General features: G+C 72.0%; 14 protein-coding genes and 2 pseudogenes. 6 read left to right on the top strand and 10 right to left on the bottom strand.

Features of this window, described 5'->3' with window-relative positions; genetic code table 11:
* Positions 1–152: 152 nt before the first annotated feature.
* The 4 genes and pseudogenes from ACFY0T_RS21460 to ACFY0T_RS21445 form a co-directional block, all read right to left on the bottom strand.
* A complete protein-coding gene (locus ACFY0T_RS21460; protein WP_388872710.1) occupies positions 153–1,454 on the bottom strand; it encodes a GAF domain-containing protein in 1,302 nt (433 codons plus the stop codon).
* 215 nt (positions 1,455–1,669) lie between these two features.
* A complete protein-coding gene (locus tag ACFY0T_RS21455) occupies positions 1,670–2,269 on the bottom strand; it encodes an N-acetylmuramoyl-L-alanine amidase (RefSeq protein WP_388873425.1) in 600 nt (199 codons plus the stop codon).
* Positions 2,270–2,310: 41 nt separating this feature from the next.
* Positions 2,311–2,663, bottom strand: a pseudogene (locus ACFY0T_RS21450) (acetamidase); the annotation flags it as partial.
* Positions 2,664–2,730: 67 nt separating this feature from the next.
* Positions 2,731–2,919, bottom strand: a pseudogene (locus tag ACFY0T_RS21445) (amino acid permease); the annotation flags it as partial.
* Between the two features lie 48 nt (positions 2,920–2,967).
* Between ACFY0T_RS21445 and ACFY0T_RS21440 the strand changes: the two are divergent.
* Positions 2,968–3,156: a hypothetical protein gene (locus ACFY0T_RS21440; protein ID WP_388872707.1), complete on the top strand. Its 189-nt coding sequence runs from the start codon at positions 2,968–2,970 to the stop codon at positions 3,154–3,156.
* Between the two features lie 200 nt (positions 3,157–3,356).
* Here ACFY0T_RS21440 and ACFY0T_RS21435 read toward each other — a convergent pair whose 3' ends face one another.
* Complete coding sequence (locus tag ACFY0T_RS21435; protein WP_388872704.1) at positions 3,357–4,580, bottom strand: ROK family protein; 1,224 nt, start codon at positions 4,578–4,580, stop codon at positions 3,357–3,359.
* A 57-nt stretch (positions 4,581–4,637) separates the two neighbouring features.
* Positions 4,638–6,083, bottom strand: a complete 1,446-nt coding sequence (xylB, locus tag ACFY0T_RS21430) for a xylulokinase (RefSeq protein WP_388872701.1) — start codon at positions 6,081–6,083, stop codon at positions 4,638–4,640.
* 164 nt (positions 6,084–6,247) lie between these two features.
* On the opposite strand from xylB, the gene xylA reads away from it, so the two are divergent.
* A complete protein-coding gene (gene xylA / locus ACFY0T_RS21425; protein ID WP_388872698.1) occupies positions 6,248–7,414 on the top strand; it encodes a xylose isomerase in 1,167 nt (388 codons plus the stop codon).
* A gap of 515 nt (positions 7,415–7,929) precedes the next feature.
* Positions 7,930–8,532 carry a hypothetical protein gene (locus ACFY0T_RS21420; RefSeq protein ID WP_388872695.1) on the top strand — a complete coding sequence of 201 codons (603 nt, stop codon included), beginning with the start codon at positions 7,930–7,932 and terminating at the stop codon, positions 8,530–8,532.
* A 123-nt stretch (positions 8,533–8,655) separates the two neighbouring features.
* Here the strand turns inward: ACFY0T_RS21420 and ACFY0T_RS21415 are convergent, their stop codons facing one another.
* From ACFY0T_RS21415 to ACFY0T_RS21405, 3 genes are all read right to left on the bottom strand, one after another.
* Positions 8,656–9,999, bottom strand: coding sequence for an esterase-like activity of phytase family protein (locus ACFY0T_RS21415; protein WP_388872692.1), 1,344 nt, complete (start codon positions 9,997–9,999; stop codon positions 8,656–8,658).
* A gap of 87 nt (positions 10,000–10,086) precedes the next feature.
* The gene (locus tag ACFY0T_RS21410; RefSeq protein WP_388872690.1) at positions 10,087–11,349 is read right to left on the bottom strand and encodes an SWF or SNF family helicase; all 1,263 of its coding nucleotides are present in this window, start codon (positions 11,347–11,349) and stop codon (positions 10,087–10,089) included.
* Positions 11,346–14,198 (bottom strand): DEAD/DEAH box helicase, encoded by a 2,853-nt coding sequence (locus ACFY0T_RS21405; RefSeq protein ID WP_388872687.1) that lies wholly within the window; start codon positions 14,196–14,198, stop codon positions 11,346–11,348. The genes ACFY0T_RS21410 and ACFY0T_RS21405 overlap by 4 nt, the downstream gene beginning before the upstream one ends.
* Before the next feature lie 247 nt (positions 14,199–14,445).
* On the opposite strand from ACFY0T_RS21405, the gene ACFY0T_RS21400 reads away from it, so the two are divergent.
* The 3 genes from ACFY0T_RS21400 (at position 14,446) to ACFY0T_RS21390 (ending at position 19,419) form a co-directional block, all read left to right on the top strand.
* Entirely contained in the window at positions 14,446–15,501 is a 1,056-nt protein-coding gene (locus ACFY0T_RS21400; protein WP_388872684.1) for a fatty acid desaturase family protein, read from the top strand.
* A 105-nt stretch (positions 15,502–15,606) separates the two neighbouring features.
* Complete coding sequence (locus ACFY0T_RS21395) at positions 15,607–15,789, top strand: hypothetical protein (protein ID WP_151473737.1); 183 nt, start codon at positions 15,607–15,609, stop codon at positions 15,787–15,789.
* A 225-nt stretch (positions 15,790–16,014) separates the two neighbouring features.
* Positions 16,015–19,419 carry a hypothetical protein gene (locus ACFY0T_RS21390; RefSeq protein ID WP_388872681.1) on the top strand — a complete coding sequence of 1,135 codons (3,405 nt, stop codon included), beginning with the start codon at positions 16,015–16,017 and terminating at the stop codon, positions 19,417–19,419.
* Between the two features lie 77 nt (positions 19,420–19,496).
* Here ACFY0T_RS21390 and ACFY0T_RS21385 read toward each other — a convergent pair whose 3' ends face one another.
* A complete protein-coding gene (locus tag ACFY0T_RS21385; protein ID WP_388872679.1) occupies positions 19,497–20,351 on the bottom strand; it encodes a hypothetical protein in 855 nt (284 codons plus the stop codon).
* Positions 20,352–20,372 lie beyond the last annotated feature (21 nt).

The raw sequence follows: 20,372 nt of genomic DNA, 5'->3' as shown, positions 1-20,372 counted from the left end.
CACGTCGGGTCCCGGGTTACGGGTGCGAGTGACTGGGTGAGTCGTGACGGGTGACGGGTGACGGGTGACGGGTGACGGGTGACGGGTGACGGGTGACTGGTGGCCGGTAGCCGGTGGCTTGGGGGCGCGCCGAGGGGCTTGGGGCGCGTCCGTCAGCGCGGTGCCGGTCGTGCGCGCCCACGCGCTACGGGACGCGCCCGGCCCGGGGGCGCCGACAGCTCGGATTCCAACGCCTTCAGACGCGCCCGCACGGCCGCCGTCGGGCGCACCGCGGCCAGCGCCCGCCAGACGTCGAGGTCGTCCTCGCCCCATGGCACGCGGGCCCAGTCGGCCAACAGGTCGGGGTCACGGCGGGCGATGAGCGCCGTACGCAGCCCGTCGGCGAGCCTGTGCCGCAGCCGCACCACCGCCGGAGCCCCCGAACCCGGCAGCAGCGGACCGGCGTACGCCGCCGCGGCCGCCGTGACCGCGCCGGTGCCGAGCCGCCGCTCCACGACCGCGACGTCGGACTCGACCGGTGCCGTCAGCCGATAGGGACGCGAACCCAGCAGACCCGGGCCGAGGACCCGGCGCAGCCGTGCCAGTTCGGCGCGCAGCGTCACCGGCGTCACCGACTCGTCCTCGTACAGCGCGCACAGCAATTCGTCGCCCGTCAGTCCCTCCGGGTGCCGGGCCAGTAGCACCAGGATCTCGCTGTGTCTGCGACTGAGCCTGATCTTCCGGCCGCCCGCGAGCAGTTGGGCCTCGTCGCGGCCGAGCGCGGTCAGCTCGACGGTGTCGGCCATGGCCTTCGGCGGTGTGAGCAAGGCCAGTTGGGACTCCGCCGCCCGCGCCACCGCCTGGACGAAGCCGAGACTGTGCGGATGCGCGAGCCCGTCCCCACCGGTGATGTCCACCGCGCCGAGCACCCGCCCCGTGCGCGGATCGTGCACGGGCGCCGCCGCGCAGGTCCAGGGCTGGACGCGCCGGATGAAGTGCTCGGCCGCGAACACCTGCACCGGCCGGTCGACGGCAACCGCCGTACCCGGCGCATTCGTCCCGACCGCCGTCTCTGACCACTGCGCCCCCGGCACGAAGTTCATCCGCCCCGCCTGCCGCCGCGTCACCGGATGGCCCTCGACCCACAGCAGTCGGCCCTGCGCGTCGCACACCGCCAGAAGGTGCTCCCCGTCCGCCGCGAACGTCCCCATGAGCTCCCGGAACAGCGGCATCACCCGAGCCAGCGGATGCTCCGCCCGGTACGAGCCCAGATCCCCGTCCGTGAGCTCCACGCTCGCGGTGCCGTCCGGTACGACACCGGCCCGCGCCGAACGCCGCCACGAGTCGGCCACCACGGAACGCACCGGTCGCGGCACCGTGCCCGCCTCGGTGAACGCCTCGTGGGCGCGGCGCAGGGTTCGCACCCGCTCGACGGGATCGGTCCCCGGTTCCAGGGCCACCCATGGATCGGTCAATTCGGCCTCCCGGAAGGCGATGCGGCTGGAACCATCGTCACTCCCGGTGCGGGCGCGGACAAGCTGTGTGACGCCGACCCGGACAAGACGTGTGACGCCGACCCGGACAAGACGTGTGACGCCGGCCCCGACAAGACGTGTGACCGTGCTCCGCGCCTGTCGGCCGCGCGACGAGGCGCCGTGCGGACACCTGGAGGGCGTTCCGCCCCCTTGGATCAGGCGAAGTTGACGAGCCTTATGTAGCGGGTCCAGTCCCAGTGCGGCCCGGGGTCAGTGTGGTCGGTGCCCGGTACCTCGTAATGGCCGATGATGTGCTCCCGGTCCTTGGGGATGCCGTATCTGGTGCAGATCGCGGCGGTGAGCTTGGCCGACTCCTCGTACAGGGCGTTGGTGAAATAGGCGGGCCGGTCCACCCAGCCCTCGTGCTCGATGCCGATGCTGCGTGTGTTGTAGTCCCAGTTCCCCGCGTGCCACGCGATGTCGTGCTCCCTGACGCACTGCGCGACATGACCGTCGGCCGATCGCATGAGGTAGTGGGCGGACACGTTCTTCTGCGGGTTCTGGAAGATGGACAGGGTGTCGGAGTAGTTCTCCTGTGTGACGTGGATGATCACGTAGTCGAGGGGATAGCTCGTCGGCCGCTCGGAGGCCGTGTAGTTGGACGTGCTCGCCTGTGTCCATTCGGCGCCCGGGTAGTCGACGGTCGTGGTCTGCGCCGTGGCCCGCGTGTCGGGGAGTAACGAGTAGGGGAGGGCGGCGAGGGCTGCGCCCTTCAGCAGCCGCCGCCGGCTCGGGAACGATCTGGCCCGCTCCATGGAGTGTCTGCCTTTCGATGGTGGGGGGTGGCGACGCCTGCTCAGCGTCGGAGTACCGCTGCTGTGTCGCGCAGCTGCGTGTGCAGTCCGCGATGAGTCTCGCGCGCGGGCAGCAATTCCTTGCGGAGCTTGGCGAGCATGTGTAGTTGGTGTCGCAGACGTTGGCGAGCGGCGACTCGACCGCCTGGGTCGCGAACTGGTACGCGTCCAGGTTGCTGAACCCGTAGTCGCGCACCAGCCACTGCACCAGGTCGAACTGCGATATCCGGAACGCGTCCTCCAAGGGGCGTGCCGAGCCGGTCGAGATGATGTGCGTGTCGGACTCGATGCGCGGCCAAGGAGTAGCCGCCCCCTTGAGCAGTTCGACGATCACCACCGTGTTCATCGCGCACTCCGAGGACGGTTCCGAAGCGGGCCGAGGCGCGCACTCCGAAATAGCCCGCCGCCGTGATGACTGCCGCGCCCGCGAGCGACCAGGGCCACCACAGGTCGTCCGGGTACGAGGGCCACTCCTGGTGCAGCGTGCCCGCCGTGGTGAAGCCGAGTTGCAGAAGCAGCAGCGGCGGTACCAGCGCCTCGACGAACACATAGCCCCAGCCCACGAGGAATCCGACGGCCGGGTGCAGCCCCTGTGCCGCATAGGTGGCCACCGAGCCCGCGGCGGTAACTGCCGTGCCAGCTCGGCCACACACGATGCCGTGAACAGACACGCCATCAGAGCGATCAGCACGGACAGCAGCAGACTGCCGCCCGCGAAGGCCGCGCCGGACGGAATGGACGCGGCGACCGCCGCGGCCGGCGCCATGGCCGTGATGCTCTGGAACAACACCTCGCGCAGCCCGATGGCCTCACGCCGCAGCCCTGGAACCGTCTCCCCCGACATGTGAACCCCCCGATTCGCCCGCACACGCAGCCATCGGTCCGGCGGCTGCGCCTCGCGTGAATTACGGTACGGCGCTTGCCGGTTGGGCAGGAAGAGAGAGGCGTGAGTCAGTGGACAAGCCCGGGACTGTGGACAACTCGGCCACCCGAAAGGGTGGCAGCCGCCCTGTGGAGACGGTCTCGACGTACGCCGGCCGTCGGCCCGCTATGCCCCCGTGGGCTGCGACCGCCCCGCCACCGAGGCCGGATCGTCGAGCACCGCCCGCACCACCGAGTGCGCCGCGCCGAGCAGCGGACCCTCGGGCCCCAGTCGCGAGACGGACACGGCACAGGCGGGACCCGCCGTGCGTCGCGCCAACTCACGCTCCAGCGACGGCAGCAGCCATGGCGCGAGACCGGACAGTTCTCCCCCCAGGACGACAGTCTCCGGGTCCAGCAGATTGACCGCCCCGGTCAGTGCGATGCCGAGCGCGGTTCCGGCCTCGCGCAGAGCACGCCGTACCTCCGTGTCGCCCTGGGCGGCGCGCCCCGCCAGCAGCCCCACCCGGTCCTCGCCCGGCTCCAGACCGGCCGCGCGCAGGACGGCTTCCTCACCCGCGTACTGTTCGAGGCACCCGCGTCCACCGCAGGGGCACTCCGGCCCCTCCGGACGCACCGGTACATGCCCCAACTCGCCCGCGAAGCCGCGCGTTCCGCGCAGCAGCTGACCGTCCACCAGCACCGCGGCGCCGATGCCGATCTCCGCCGACACATGCAGGAAGTCACGCGGAGTCGTCTCGCCCAGCCAGAGCTCCGCGAGACCGCCGAAGTTGGCCTCGTTGTCGACGGTCAGCGCCGACACCGCTGGCAGCAGCGCGCCGAGGTCCGTGTCGTGCCAGCCAAGGTTGGGGGCGCGGACCACGGTCCGGGCGTCGCGTGCCACCAGGCCGGGCACGGCGACCGCGAGGCCCGCGGGCCACAGCCCCGCCCGCTCCGCATCGGCGATGACCTGACGTATGAGCGTCGTCAGTTCCGCTATCACCGGCTCGGGTGACCGGCCGCGGTTCGTGCCGTGCCGCACGGCCCGGGCGCGCACCGCACCGCGCAGATCGACCGCGCACACCGCGAGATGGTCGACGCCCACCTCCGCGCCGATCCCGGCGGGACCGTGTCCGCTGACGGCGAGGGCCGAGCCCGGTCGCCCCACCCGGCCGGGCCGCTCGGGGCCCAGCTCCTCGAGGAGCCCCGAGCGGATCAGCTCGTCCACCAGCGTCGACACGGCCGCCCGCGTCAGGCCGATGCGCGAGGCGACAGCCGCACGCGACAGCGGTCCCTCGGCGCTGACGGTGTGCATGACCCGGGAGAGGTTGCGGCGGCGCATGCCCTGCTGGGTATCGGGCAGCCGACGGCCGGAACCGGTCGGGTGGGCCTCGTGCAGCGGTGCGGTCATGCCTCCGTCAGTCCTCGTCCGACCGGTCCCCTCGGGGCGGTCCTCGTCAGTGCCTGGTCAGTTACGGTTCGGCTCCCGCTCCAGCAGCGGGGCCGCGTCGGAGAGTACCCCGGCGATCCTCGCGAGCGTCTCCTCGTCGCGCTCCACGGCCTCGAGCACGGGCCCGCGGGCGGTGTCCCAGCGCCGGGCGACCGCGGCCGGATCCTCGCCGGTCAGCAGGCCCGCGGCCTGCGCGGCAGCTCCGAGCGCGACCAGCTCCTTGGCCTCGGGCACCTGTACGGGCCGCCCCGACAGGCGGCGCACCGTCTCCTGCCAGGCCGTTCCCCGGGCGCCGCCGCCGATCAGCAGGAGCGGAGCGGAGCGGTCGGCGTCCGTGTCGAGCACCAGGTCGAGGGCGCCCAGCAACGAGTGGACCGCGCCGTCGTACGCCGCCTGCAGCAGCTGCCCGCCCGTCGTGTCGTGCCGCAGCCCGTGCAGCAGCCCGGAGGCGTGCGGCAGGTTCGGCGTGCGCTCTCCGTCCAGGTAGGGGAGCAGCGTCACATGGGCGCCGGGCTCGACGGCCTCGCGGTCGAGGCCCAGCAGCGCGGCGACGCGGTCGACGGCCAGAGTGCAGTTGAGGGTGCAGGCCAGCGGAAGCCAGTCGCCGCGCGCGTCGGCGAAGCCCGCCACAGTGCCGGTCGGGTCGGCGGGGCGCCGCGTCGAGACGGCGTACACCGTGCCGGAGGTGCCGAGGCTCAGCACCGGGGTGCCGGGGCGCAGACCGAGGCCGAGCGCGGCGGCCGCGTTGTCCCCGGTGCCGGGCGCGACCAGCGTGCCCCTCGAGAACGGCACGTCACCGCCGGCGTGCACGGTCCCGGCCACCTCGCCCGGGCGAACGATGTGGGGGAGCAGGGCCGGGTCGAGGCCGACGTGCGCGAGGACCTCTTCGTCGTACGTCTCGGTCCCGGACGCCCACCAGCCCGTACCGGAGACATCGCCGCGGTCGGTCGTGCCCTGTCCGGTGAGACGTTCGGTGAGGTAGTCGTGGGGCAGCCGGACGGCGGCGGCCGCACGGACGGCGTCCGGCTCGTTCTCGGCCAGCCAGGCCCATTTCGTGATCGTGAAGGACGGGCCCGGCACGCTGCCGGTCCGCTCGGCCCAGGCCTTCGGGCCGCCCAGCTCGTCGACCAGCCGACGCGCCTGCGGCGCCGACCGCACGTCGTTCCAGAGCAGGGCAGGGCGTACGGGATCGCCCTGGGCGTCGAGTGTGACGAGTCCGTGCTGCTGCCCGCCGATCGACACGGCCGCGGCCTCGCGCGCGGGCTCGCCGCACTGGTGCAGCGCCTCGCAGAGCGCGTCCCACCACTGTCGCGGGTCGCTCTCGCGGCCTGCCCCGGTGGACACGGTGTGCGGCGCCTGCCCGCTCGCCACCACCTGTCCGGTCGACACGTCGACGACCAGGGCCTTGGTGGACTGGGTGGACGAGTCCACCCCGACGACGAGCGGACCCTCGGCTGCTGACATCGGGCACTCCCTCTTCCGCGGCTCCGCGGGATCTGTCCTGGTTGTGGGGCTGCCCGGACCGGCACGGCCCGGGTCTCACACTTCGTCTCTTCCCAGAGACGCGTTCGCATACTAATTTGTTAAGCGCCATGACGAAATAGTCGGAGCTAGCAAGGAGCCGCGGCATGAACTACCAGCCCACCCCCGAGGACAGGTTCACCTTCGGCCTGTGGACCGTCGGCTGGCAGGGAAGGGACCCGTTCGGCGACGCCACCCGGCGCGCCCTGGACCCGGTCGAATCGGTGCAGCGCCTGGCCGAGCTCGGCGCCTACGGAGTGACCTTCCACGACGACGACCTGATCCCCTTCGGGTCCTCGGACAGCGAGCGCGAGTCGCACATCAAGCGGTTCAGGCAGGCCCTGGACGCCACGGGTCTCAAGGTGCCGATGGCCACCACCAACCTGTTCACCCACCCCGTCTTCAAGGACGGCGCGTTCACCGCGAACGACCGCGACGTCCGCCGCTACGCGCTGCGCAAGACGATCCGCAACATCGACCTGGCGGTCGAGCTGGGTGCCCAGACGTACGTCGCCTGGGGTGGCCGGGAGGGTGCCGAGTCCGGCGCCGCCAAGGACGTACGTGTGGCCCTCGACCGCATGAAGGAGGCCTTCGACCTCCTCGGCGAGTACGTGACCTCCCAGGGTTACGACCTGAAGTTCGCGATCGAGCCGAAGCCGAACGAGCCGCGCGGCGACATCCTGCTGCCCACCGTCGGCCACGCCCTGGCGTTCATCGAGCGCCTGGAGCGACCGGAGCTGTACGGCGTCAACCCCGAGGTGGGCCACGAGCAGATGGCCGGGCTGAACTTCCCGCACGGCATCGCGCAGGCCCTGTGGGCGGGCAAGCTCTTCCACATCGACCTTAACGGCCAGTCCGGCATCAAGTACGACCAGGACCTGCGTTTCGGAGCGGGCGATCTGCGTGCCGCGTTCTGGCTGGTCGACCTCCTGGAGAGCGCCGGGTACGCGGGGCCGAAGCACTTCGACTTCAAGCCGCCACGGACCGAGGACTTCGACGGCGTGTGGGCGTCGGCGGCCGGCTGCATGCGCAACTACCTGATCCTGCGCGAGCGTTCCGCGGCCTTCCGCGCCGATCCCGAGGTCCAGGAGGCGCTGCGCGCCTCGCGCCTGGACGAGCTGGCGCAGCCCACCGCTGCGGACGGTCTGAAGGGGCTGCTCGCCGACCGTGCGGCCTTCGAGGATTTCGATGTGGAGGCGGCCGCCGCGCGCGGGATGGCCTTCGAGCGCCTGGACCAGCTGGCGATGGACCACCTGCTGGGGGCGCGGGGCTGATCGCGCCCTTGAGGGGCTCGCGCCCCGTGAGGGGGCCGGACCCGTCCTCAGGCGGCTGGTGAGGCGTGGGCACGTCTTGGGGCGGGTGGTTCGTGAGGCGTGGGTCCACCGGCCGTTCGTGAGGTGTGGGCCCACTGTCCGTCCGGGAGTCCACGCCTCACGTTCTCCTTCTGTGGATCTCTGCGCGGAATTCGCCGGAATCATGCGATCCATGGCATGAGTCCGTACCAACTTCCGTGCAGGGGTCGCATCATGACCGGTTCGAGGCGACTCTTGACGGTATGGCCATGCCGCCCGTACCACCTCAGCCCCCTTGGTCCTCGGGAGACACGCCGCCTCCGGGTGGTGGCTTCGGCCCTCCACCGGGCGGCTACGGCCCTCCGTCCGGCGGCTACACACCTCCACCCGGTGGCTATGGTCCGCCTCCTGGCGGCTACGGACCGCCGCCTCCTGGATCGCCCGGTGGGCCCGGAGGCCATCGTGGTGGCGGACGGCGCCGCACCACGCTGTTCCTCGTGCTCGCCGTGATCGTGGCCTTGGGTGCCGTCGCCGTGGCCGTCGTGGCCACCGGAGGCGACGGCGAACAGGACAAGAAGTCCCCGACCGAGAGCACGCGCCGCTCGCCCAGCCCCTCGCTGAGCATTCCGTCCGAACTGCCGTCCGTGCCCTCGGAAGTGCCCAGTGTCGTTCCGACGTTGCCCTCGGACGTACCCAGCGGAGTGGTGCCGAGTGACCTCCCATCGCTCTTCCCGACTCTCGCGAACGACGAGGTGCCGTACTACATGCTGAAGAAGGGCGACTGTTTCGACACGGACGACAGCCTGCCCGGGCAGGCCGCCAAGCGCTCGTGCACGAAACCGCACGACGCCGAAGTCGTGAAGGTGGCCGAACTCAACGGCAGTTACTCGACCGACGCCGCGCTCAAGAAGGCCGCATCCGCGCTGTGCGAAGCAACGCTGGAACGCTCGGCGGCCCGGCAGCCCGCGGGAACCGTGCGCGGCACCCTGGTGCAGTACCCGGACTCCAGTGGCTACAAGATCGGCATCGACAACGTCGCCTGCAGCCTGTCGGCGGACATCGGCAAGGGCACTCGCAAGCTGACGAAGCCACTGAAGTGAGCGTCACGCGCGCGTGACGGCTGTTCACCGCTCACGCGCGCGTGGCCGCTGCTCACCGTTCATGCGCGCATGGCCGTTTCTCACCGCTCCTGCGCGCGTGCCGTATGAAGAGTGTCGGCGAGGTCAGATCCCGCGCGGCAGTCGTACGTAGGTAACCGTCGTCTCGATTCCGCTGTCGATCAGTCGGCCCTGAGCGTCGAACGCGCCCGCCCCGTCGGTCATCCCGAAGTCGTTGTCGTTGATGAGGGCGAGCGTGTCGTGGTCCACGCGTGCGACGCCCTCGATCTTGCCGGGCACCCCTTCGACCGTGCCCAGGTCCACGACCAGACGCTTGCGCAGCACCGGCACGCCGGCCGCCGCCGGGTCGTCGAGCTGCTCCAATGAGGGCGACGTGGTGTCGTCGTCCCAGGCCTCGCCAAGGATGTCCGCATCGCGCGTGAGCTTCACCAGTTGCAGGCGGGCGGCCTTGTCGGTGCGCTCCTCGACGAGCAGCCGATCCCCGCCGACGGCCACCACGGAGGAGATCTTCAGCTCGGAGGTGTCGTCCTCGCTCGGGTCGACCACGTTCACCGGATCGAAGCGGTAGGCGTACTCGGCCGTCACGGCCCGCTTCTTGGGCGAGAAGCGCAGCAGCCGCGTCGTGCGCGAGGCGTCTCCCGCGTCGCCGTCCGGCAGCGAGAGCGGGCTCTGTACGGCCATCACCAGGTCGCCGCCCGGGAGTTGGGCGAGCCCTTCGAAGCCGCGGTTGGTCTTCCGGTGCAGCAGAACGGCCGGCAGCGCCTCGACCACCGGGTAGTCCGTGCCTGTCAGGTTCAGCCCCTCGGGCACGTAGCGCGTGAGCACCTTCCCGCGCGCGGAAACATGGATCAGCGACCGGCCGTACTCGTCGACGAGCCAGAAGCTGCCGTCCCCGGCTCGCACGATGCCCTCGGTATCCACACCGTTCGCGTTGTACGTGAGGGGGGTCTGCGCGTCATAGGAGTACGGCGCTTCGTCGCGCCCCGGCTGGTTGGGCAGCCCGGTGACGGGCTTCCCGGAGGACGTGGTGATCGGGATCGCGTCGAGCACGTGCACGGTGTCACCGGACACCCGGATCTTCACGATCGCCGGGTCGAAACCCGGCACCGGGAACGTCCGCCGCTTCTTGCCGTCCACCTTGATCTGACCGTTGGGCCCGCGGTCGGTGACCGTCCAGAACTCGCCCTTGCGCCCGGCCGGACAGATGTCACTGCCGATGCCGCCGAGGTCCACGCCCCGGTCGTCGTCCACCGTCCCGGGCAGCAGCGCGTTGCTGAAGGCGCCCAGCGGGATGTCGCCGAGCGTCGCGGTACGCGTCACCTGGGCCTGTGACGGGTCGTCCGCCGCGCTCGCGGTGCCGGACACCATGAAGGCGGCCAGCACGGCGAGCGGCACGCCCGCGGCGACGGATCGGTGGACGTGGCGCCGGCCGACGGCATGCGGGGACATCGGGCCTCCTGAGTACAAGTTCGGTGACAGCGGCCAGAGTTGGCCCCGCCACCGAACGTCGCACGACCTGGAGGTGAACGCCGGGCGTCAACCATTCATCGGGTCTCCCTCCGCCGTGGCCAGGGCCGTTGCCGGATCCCTCACCGGCGGTCCCGCCGGGGCCCAGCGGCCCCGCTCCTTGCGGTACGGCCACCACCGGCCGTCGCGCCCCAGACGCAGCTGAGTGGACGTGCCGACCGCCGTCCAGCGGTTGTGTGTCGCGCGCAGCCGTGGCCGCTCGTCCTCGTCCCAGGCCGATTCCAGGGCCGCACGCGCGCGTGCCAGCGATTCCGCCTCCACGGCCCACTCGTCCTCGAGGACGGACAGCGCGGCCACGCCCCCGTACCGCCAGGCGCACACGGCGAGTTGCAGGTCCTCGCGATCGCGTCCCGAACCGCCGGCGAGTCGCTGGGTGATCGCCTGGTCCGGGCTGCCCGCGGCCAACCGAACCGCGTCCTGGGCGAGTGTCAACTCCGCCTCGACCGCATGTCCTCCGTGCCCGGAACCACGTGCCTCGGCGAGCAGCCGGTACGCCTCGCCCGCGGCAGCGGCCGCGAGGAACTCCACGGCGACCGGGTCGACTCCTGGCGCGGGCGTGGTCTCCGTCTCCAGCGAGGGCGGCTGCCCGGGCCCGTCGGGCAGTTCCGGAAGGGCCGGCAACGGCGGCAGGATGTCCCCGGCGGCATACGCTTCGGCCGCGTCCACGCCTTCCTGACTCAGGTCCGGCGACTCCTGCACGGGCGCACTGCCGCGCTCCTGGAGCTCCTCGAGCAGGGTGCGTTCGCCCCGCCCCCGCATCAGCAGCAGGACGAATGGATCCTGGTCCAGCAACCGCGCCATCTGGTAGCAGAGCGCGGCCGTGTGCCCGCAGTGGTCCCAGGCGTCGCAGTCGCACTTGGGCTCCAGATCGCCGAGTCCGGGCAGGAGTTCGACTCCTTCGGCCGCCGCGTCCTCGACCAGATGCGGCGGCATGTCGCGGTCGAGCAGCGCCGCGATGTGCCCGGCGCGCTCGACGGCCATGTCCAGGAAGCGGTTCCACTGCTCCTCGGACAGCTCCTGAAGCAGCACATCCGCGCGGTGGGTGGTGTGGTCGCGGTCCTGGACGACGGCCGTGATGCGCCCCGGACGCACCGACACGGCGCCCACCGCTCCGGCGCGCGCGAGCCTGCGGCCCGTCTTCACCTGCTCCGAGTCCAACGCCGCGTCCTCCAGGGCCTTCAACCATGCCTGGCCCCACCACGTCTGCGCGAAACCCCGCCCGGGCGCGGGCGGCAGCGCGGCGAACGTACGCTCCTCGTTCCGATCCGTCATCGTGCGCCCCCTCGCAGCTCCACCAAGTCGGCCAGTTCCGCGTCGGTCAGTTCCGTGAGCGCCGCCTCACCGGCGCCCAGGACGGCGTCGGCCAACTGCTGTTTGCGCCGCAGCATGTCGGCGATACGGTCCTCGATGGTCCCCTCGGCGATGAGCCGGTGCACCTGGACCGGACGGCTCTGGCCGATGCGGTACGCGCGGTCCGTGGCCTGTGCCTCGACGGCCGGGTTCCACCAGCGGTCGTAGTGCACGACGTGTTCGGCCCGGGTCAGGTTCAGCCCCGTGCCCGCGGCCTTCAACGACAGCAAGAAGACGGGGATTTCGCCTTCCTGGAAGCGCCGCACCATCGCCTCGCGCGCATTGATGGGCGTCCCTCCGTGCAGGAACTGCGTCGACACGCCGCGTGCCGCCAAGTGACGCTCAATGAGGCGCGCCATCCGCACGTACTGCGTGAAGACCAGAACGCTCGCTCCCTCGGAGAGGATGGTGTCGAGCAGTTCGTCCAGCAGCTCCAGCTTCCCGGACCTGCCCGGGATCTTGGGCCGGTCCTCCTTGAGGAACTGCGCAGGGTGGTTGCAGATCTGCTTCAGCCCGGTGAGCAGCTTCACGATCAGGCCGCGTCGCGCCATGCTGTCCGCGCCCGAGATCTCCGCGAGGGTCTCGCGGACCATGGCCTCGTACAGAGCCGCCTGCTCCTTGGTGAGCGCCACGGCACGGTCGGTCTCCGTCTTCGGCGGCAACTCGGGCGCGATGCCCGGGTCCGACTTGCGGCGGCGCAGCAGAAACGGTCGTACGAGCTGGGCGAGCCGCTCGGCCGCCGCGGGGTCCTGGCCGCTCTCGACGGCTTGCGCGTAGCGCGTGCGGAACGTGCCGAGCCTGCCGAGCAGACCCGGTGTCGTCCAGTCGAGGATCGCCCACAGCTCCGAGAGGTTGTTCTCCACCGGGGTGCCGGTGAGTGCCACGCGCGCGCGTGCGCCGATGGTGCGCAGTGCCCGCGCCGTCGCCGAGTAGGGGTTCTTCACGTGCTGGGCCTCGTCCGCGACGACCATGCCCCAGGCCACTTCGGCGAGCCGCGGCGCGTCGAGCCGCATCGTCCCGTACGTCGTGAGCACGAACTCACCGTCGGCCAGACCCTCCAGGCTCCGCCGAGAACCGTGGAAACGCCGTACCGCGATGCCAGGAGCGAACCTCTCGATCTCGCGCTGCCAGTTGCCCATCAAGGAGGCCGGGCAGACCACGAGCGTGGGGCCCGCGGCGGACTCGTCGGTCTGCCGGTGCAGATGCAGGGCGATCAGCGTGATCGTCTTGCCCAGGCCCATGTCGTCGGCCAGACAGCCGCCCAGTCCCAAGGAGGTCATCCGGGCCAGCCAGTTGAGACCTCGCGCCTGGTAGTCCCGCAACGTCGCGTGGAGCGCGGCGGGCTGCCCGACCGGCTCCTGCCCTTCCGGGTCCGCGAGCCGCTCCCGCAGGGTCGCCAGCCATCCCGTGGGACGTACCTCGACCCGGCGGCCGTCGACCTCGGTGGAGCCCGTCAGGGCGGCGCTCAGTGCGTCGATGGGCGTGACCTTGCGGTCCTGCTGTGCCTGGGCGCGGCGCACCTCCCGCGGGTCCACGAGGACCCATTGGTCGCGCAGCCGCACCATGGGCCGGTTCGCCTCGGCCAGCCGGTCCAGCTCCTGCCGGGTGAGCTGCTGATCGCCGAGCGCGAACCACCAGTTGAAGGCGAGCAGCGCGTCCGCGGACAGGAACGAGGGCGCGTCCGACGAGACCTTGCCCGGAGCTTCTTGCTCGTCCGGCGGGCCGATGACCGCGCGGGCCGTCAATTTCCGTGCCAGCTCCTTCGGCCAGTGCACGTCGACCCCGGCGAACGCCAGCGTGCGGGCGCCTTCGTCGAGAAGCTCGGCGACTTCCTCGTCGGCGAGCTCGACGGCGTCCGGCACGGCTGCCGAGAGCAGGGGAGTCAGCGGGGCCCAGGCCCGAGCCGCTCGGCGCAGCGCGAGCAAGGCGTCCATCCGCGCGCGCGGTCCGAAGCTCGAGGATCCGGCCCAGACGGCGGAGGCATCCGCCACGAGAGCCGGATCGCTCACACTGTGCAGCTGCAGCACCGCGCGGAACCGTAGCCGCGTCTCGTCCGACACCGCTGACGCCAGCCCCGGCACCTCGACGCGCAGGGAGATCCGTACGTCCGCGTCGTGTACCGCGGCGACGTCTGTGGCCCAGGCGCGCTGCTCGGGCACGTGCTGCGGCTCTGGCGCGGCGAAGGCCGGACCGCCTGCCGCGACCGCCGCCGCGGGGGAGCGGGGCAGCGCGTCGGCGACCGCGTCCAGGAAGGCGCGCAGGAGCCGCTCCGGATCGGGCAGCCGCAGTGGGTCGGCGCCGTCGACCGGGACCGCGTGCGCGTGGGGCGGCATGGCTGCGGCCAGCTCGCGGACCCGCTCCAGATCCGCCGCGCGCAGCGGACCCGCGCGCCACGCGTCGTGGTCGCCGGCCGTAAGCCCCGGCAGAAGCAGTCCGCGCGCGGCGAACTGGAGGGCGAGCACGGCGGCCGCGCCCCAGAACGCGGTCGCCCGGTGCACCTGCGTGGCGGCACGCGCGCGCGTGAGGACCGGGAGCGCGCCCCGCACAGGAAGCAGCACGGCGGGCACGGTCACGAGCTCGACACCCTTGTCCGCGGGCAGCACGACGGTCAGGTCCTCTGTGGTTCCGGACGCCACCACGGGTGGGGAGTCGCCTTCGGGGTACCAGAACGCGACGCTGCCGGTACGGGACGGCTCGGCGGGCACGAACACGGCACAGCAGCGGGCCAGTTCGGAGATCTCGGCGGGAGTTGCCGCGGGAATCCTCTGCACAGCGATGGCGCATTCCTCAAATTTGACTACTGGGGGCCGGGTCGCCGAGGGTACAGCACTCCGGAGGGCAGACGGGCACGGCCGCGCCATGACCTGGGTCACCTCGCCAGGGGGGTGTAGCCAACACCCCTACGGCGCGCCGGGGAGCCCCCGGACAGACACGGGTGGTGGCGCCATGGTCGCCGAAGGTCGCTGATTCGTACGTTTCATCAGGTCAGCCCTTTCCCTGAGAAACCGGAGACCCGCCATGCCCGAGACCGCCGCCGTCCTCGCGGAACACCCTCCACAGGCGAGCCCCGGGCAGGCCCCAGGAAGCGAGTTCGCGCCCCTCCTGCGCACCGTCAAGGACCAGGGCCTCCTGAAGCGGCGCCACGGCTGGTACGCGCGGGAGATCGCCGTGAACGCGCTGGCCCTGGCCGGTGTCGTGACCGGCGTCGCCCTGATCGGCAACTCCTGGTGGTCGCTTCTCCTTGCTCCAGTGCTCGCCGTCCTCGCCGCCCGAACGGCATTCATAGGCCACGACGCGGGCCACGCCCAGATCACCGGCGACAAATCCGCCGGCCGCCTGATCGGCCTGCTCCACGGCAACCTGCTCCTGGGGATGAGCTACTCCTGGTGGAACCACAAGCACAACCGCCACCACGCCAACCCGAACCACATCGACAAGGACCCCGACGTCGTCGCCGACGTCCTGGTGTTCACCAGTGAGCAGGCCAAGGGCCGGGCCGGCTTCCGGCGCTGGCTCACCCGCAACCAGGCCTGGCTCTTCTTCCCGCTCACCCTTCTCGAAGGCATCGCCCTGAAGGTCCACGGCTTCCAGGACCTTCGCAGGCAGCTGCCGCGTGAGCGGGCCGTGGAGGCCCTGTTGCTGGTGACCCATGTGGTCGCGTACGTGACCCTGCTGCTCACCTCCATGTCCCTGGGCAAGGCCCTGGCCTTCGCCGCCCTGCACCAGGCACTGTTCGGCCTCCACCTGGGCATGGCCTTCGCGCCGAACCACAAGGGCATGGAGATGCCCGACCCGGCTGGCGAGAACTGGGGGCACCTGCGTCGTCAGGTGCTCACCTCGCGCAACGTTCGCGGTGCCGCTCTCACGGACTGGTTCCTCGGCGGTCTGAACTACCAGATCGAGCACCACTTGTTCCCCAGCATGCCCCGCCCCCATCTGCGCCTCGCTCAGCCCCTGGTGCGCGCACACTGCCAGGAGTTGGGTATCCCCTACACAGAGACCGGGCTCGTCGACTCCTACCGGCAGGCCCTGCGCCACATGCATGAGGTGGGGGAGCCTCTCAGGGTTGAGTAGGGGGCGCGCCTCAGGGACGTATCAGGGTCGCGGTCCGGAACCGTGAGAGGCAGGCACCCGTTCTCAGGACAGAGAGCGGCAGCAGCCGCGAAGGAGGCGACACACATGTCGAAGAACGCGAAGATCGCCGCAGGAGGCGTGGCGGTCGGCCTGATCCTGCTGATCTGGCTGCCCTGGTGGGCCGCCTTCCTGATCGTGCTGGGAGTCCCGGCGGCCGCATATCTTGCGCTGGACCCCTCGCAGCGGCGCAGGCTGCGCCGCGTCACACGCAAGGAGCTCGGCCGCTGAGGAGCCACCGCCCTGGTGCTACTCCGTCCAGTGCGCCCGAGTTCATCGTGCCGCCGCTCGCGGACGTGCCATCGGGTACGGTCCGCGAGCGGGGCCGCGACGCCGGGCAGGTCCACCGACCTCGCCGATCCACACGAAAACCCTTTGCGGACCTGATCGCCGCACCACCACGATGACGGGCATGACGTATGGAAAGGAGGCCCAGCGACTCCACGGTGAGCGCTGATGGCCGAATACGAGGCGTCGCAGACGCCGCAGTCCCAGTCCCGGCAGCCCCAGACTCCGCCGGCACCGCTGACGCCCGCCTGGCTGAGGGCCCACTTCGACCCCCTGCCCTTCCCGGCACGGATGAGCGCCCTGGCGCGCTACGCCCGCACGCTCACCCCGCACGCGTACGAATCCCTCCACCGCGCCCTCGACGCCGGTGACCCCGACGAACGGCACACGGCGCTGTTCCTGGCCGTTACCCGCCGCGATCTCCGCCGGGTGACCGAGGCCCTCGCCGACCCGCTGCTGAGCCGCCGCGCACGCTCGGCCGCCCTCCGGCTGCCGATCCCGGAACACGCCCTGGAACGCCTGGCCCTGAGCGACATCAGGGCGACCCGCCACGACACGTACCGGCTCCTGAGGCTCAGCCGCCGCCGTGCCCTCGCCGCCGAACTGCTGCCACGGGTGTACGAGCGTCACGGCGCCGGGGAAGCGGCGCGCCTGCTGTCCGCCTGTCCCGCCGACACCGTAGAGGCGTGGATGCCTCGCCTCGATGTGCCCCTCGGGGCGCTGAACTCGCTGGCCCGCACGGCCCCATGCGCAGTGGCGAGATATCTCGCCGCACGCCGGGACGACCGGGCACGCCAGGACGCGTACAGGTTCATGCGCCGCTACCGGGCCGTCGCCTCGGTCGCCGCGCAGCGCGACGCACACGCGGCACTGATCCTCCTGGAACGAGCACCCGACCTCCTCACTCCACCAGCAGTCCTCTCAGCGCTCCGCCTGCCCGCCGAAGCGCTCGCGGTTCTACGCGCGGCGCGGCCAGAGACCACGGGACGGCCCTTGGAACATCTGATTCCCGCAGGACCTCTGCCACCCTCCCAACGACGAGCTCTGAAGGAACTGCCCGTCGACGACCTCGTCGCTCTGGCCGAATACTGCCCGTCCACCGGTAGCCGCGAGCGCAGCCCGGGCCGCCGCGACGTGGCGCCCGACGGGATGTTGCGACGGCTGCCGGCTGCCGAGCGGCGGCGCATCGTCGAGAGCCGCACGGTGGGCCGGGCCCGAACCCGCGGCGCCGCGCTGACCATGCTCGCGGCCCTCGACCCCGCAGATCGTGCGAGCCTGCTCGCCCCCTGGCTGGAGCGACACGGCCGACCCTCCTGGTCGACGGCGCGCCTGGCCGCGGCCCTGCCCCTGGCACAAGGCGAACCCCTGCTGCGCGCACTCGCCGCCCAACACCGCATCGACCACCGCGCTCATGCCTGGCCGGCCCTGCTGGCCTGTGCGGAACTCGAAGGGGACCCCGACCAGTTCGCTCGGATCGCCACCGATTGCGAACGGGCCTGGCACGACCAGGACGAGGTACGCCGCGCCGTTCTGCAGCAACTCGCGGGCGCCGCACCGCGATTGCTGGCCGCCCTGCCCGAACGCGTCCTGTGCGACGCCGTCCTCACCACGGTCCAGTCGCGCGACTCCACCGCCGCCACGCTGTCCGCCGCCGAACGGCTGCTCCGCCGTATCGCTGAGCGAGCCGTGGCCACCGGCCACCATGAACGGGCCGCGTACGCGGTCGAACTGCTCAGCCAAGTCGTCTCGACGGCACGGCACACAGGGCCCGTGATGCCCCTGAACGTCGACGAGGCCGCGGCCGTAGTCATCGGGTCCGCTCTGTCACCGACGGCATCGGCACGCCCCGAGCTGAGTACGGCGCTCGCCGAACTCCTCAATCACCATCTCGCCGCGCTGCCCGAACTCGACGCACAGACACGCCGGACCGCGCTCGAGGGGAACGACCCGCAACTCGCGGCCCGCGCCGCGGCCGCGTGGGTGCGGCCACCTCGATCACGGGAACAGCGCTGCGCCGAACTGGTCGGCCTGGACGCGACGTTCGCGACCGTGCCCGTGGTCCTGCGGACGATCGCGGCTCGGCGCACCGACCTTCTCGATCCCGTCCTGACCGCCGTTCGCGAACGGTTCACCGGCCGTATACGCCCCCACGCCACCGCCTGGACGCCCAAGCTGCGCCCCGGTGTCGTCGGCCGGTGGCTGCCCCGGCAGCGCGAGCAGTGGGGAGAGCACCACGTGCGCGTGGCGACCGACGAAGCGGCCCCCCTGCGCACCAGGGCCGACGCGGCGATTCTGCTCCGGGAGCCCGGCCGGCTGATGGAGCTGGCCGACAGCGCCCCGCAACCCGTGGCCGCGGCGGCTCTCACGGCGCTGGGCGAAGGTCCCGGTGCGGAGCTGAGCGTCGCGCTGCGGGACGAGCTCCTCCGGCACGCGGCGGCGGGTGGCGTGCGCGGGCGCGCCGCGATGGCCTCGGTCCGGCGGCTCCTGGAACGGCGGCCCGACCGCGAGGCCGTGTCCCTGCTGGCGCCGGTGGCAGCTTCGACCCGTACCCCGGTCGGCACCCGCAAAGAGGCGGTCCGGGCGCTGGGCACGCTCCCTGGAGACGATGCCTTTGCGGCCCTGGTGAGGGCGTGGGACGTGCCCGGACAGCATCCCGATGTCCGCGCCGTGCTGGCCCGCTGCCTCCTGGCGGGGATCCACCGCCCCGGCGTGGCACGGCGGCTCGCCGACGCCGCGGGGCAACCCGCCGTGCGGGATGCCGTCGTGCACGCGCGCGTGGGCGTCGTACCGGATGCCGGCCGCGAGGCCTATGCGGCATTCCTCGTACGGCTGGTCGAGGACGGTGACGAAGACACGGTCGTTGACGCGTGCCGTGCCCTGCCGGTCTGGCTGACCCCGGGGGCGAGCGATGCCATGAGGGCGCTCGGCGACGCGTTCGCCGACCCGGAGCGGCCCCGCAGGGTGTGGGACGCGGCGGCCAACCAACTCGCCCTGCTTCCGCGGGGTGCGGCAGCCGAAGCCGTTCTCAGGGGCGTCTTCGACACCCTGAGGGAACGCGGTGGGTCGCAGGACGCACTGGTCCGCGTCGACGCCCTGCGGCGCCTGCACGGGTGCTCAGACCTCCTGGAACCGGGCCGTGGGGGCGCGGAGAACGTGCGCCTCGCCGACGCGCTGGCGGACACGCTGGAAGGCGTGGGCCTGCGCTCCGACGCCGCGCGCCTCACATGGAACGCCGCCATGGCCTGCGTACGCCGGGGCGAGTTCGCAGCGCACTGGTGGGAACGGCTGCTGCGGCTGTGCGAGGAGGGACCGCAACGGCTGCGGGCCCTGGACCACGTGCCCGTGGATCCAGCCTGCCCCCACGTGCGGACGGCTCTGCTTGCCGCGGCAAGGGCCCTGCGGATGCGTGGAACGCCGGCGTCCGGCCGGCTCGCCCTCACACTGGTCCAATGGGGCGGGCGCGGGACCGCCTGGGACGACCCGTGGCGGGCTGAACTCGACGCCCTGTGTGCGCACGAGGACCATGACACGGCGAACGGAGCCGTGCTCGTCGACCCGGACGAGAGCCGCTGACGAGAGCCGCTGACGAGAATCGCCGACCGGAGCCGCTGACGGGGGCCGTGCCACGGAGTTCCGCGTGGCACGGCCGCTCAGCTGGGACGTACCGCCATCTTGTCGAGGGCCTCCAGGAGGCCGGGCAGTTCCGGTCCGCGACCGACTGGCAGGACCTCTCCCGGCTCCTCGTCGAGGAGGACGAACGCGATGTCGTCAGTCCTGGCGACCAAGGACCAGCCGGGGCCGTCGGCGCGCAGGGTCCGGGCGTCGCCCGTGGCGAAGGACGAGCGCACACGGCCGAGCGGAGGCGGCGTGTCCACATAGGAGCGCGCCTCCGCGAGGACCCGGCGGACGCCGCTGCGCGTCTCGCCGTCGCCGCTCTCCTCCTGATCCGCGTCCTCGACCCGGGACTCACCCTCCGACGTCACGAAATCGCCGTCGTCGATCTGCTCCCGCCAGGTCGCCCACTGCAGCGCGATCTCATCGGCGCCGAGGCGCCGCTGGGCCGGACCCCACGTGGCGGTGTCCGGTGGGCTGAGCGGGGGCCGCTCCGTGAGCTCGGGCGAGGGGTCGTGCGGGGCCGGCACCCCGGGGGCCGAAACCGCGACCTCAAGGGGCCAGCCGGGCAGCGCAGCGACGACCGTGCGCTCGTCCGGCGACAGATCGTGCTCCATTCCGCAGTCCCAGGACGCGATGGCGACGGCGACCAGCGAGACGTCGTCGATGACGACCGTCCACCGCGCGCCCCCGCCGTCCTGGCCGAGCACGAGACCGTACCCGCCGGCGAAGGGCGCGAGGCCGAGCGTCGCGCAGGCCTCCGGGTAGTCGTCTCCGAGCACGCTGGGGAACTTTGCGGGTGTCAGCAACACCGCGGTCAGCACAAACAGCGCGTCGTCGTCGAGTGCGTCGTCGTCCCCGGTGGCGACGGCGCCATCGTCCGTCCCGGCCATCCCAGCCTCCCCATCGCTACG

This window comes from Streptomyces sp. NPDC001530, assembly GCF_042894545.1.
Taxonomy (GTDB): domain Bacteria; phylum Actinomycetota; class Actinomycetes; order Streptomycetales; family Streptomycetaceae; genus Streptomyces.
The sequence above is the reverse complement of the archived record's forward strand: the minus strand, read 5'-3'. Positions and strand labels throughout refer to the sequence as shown.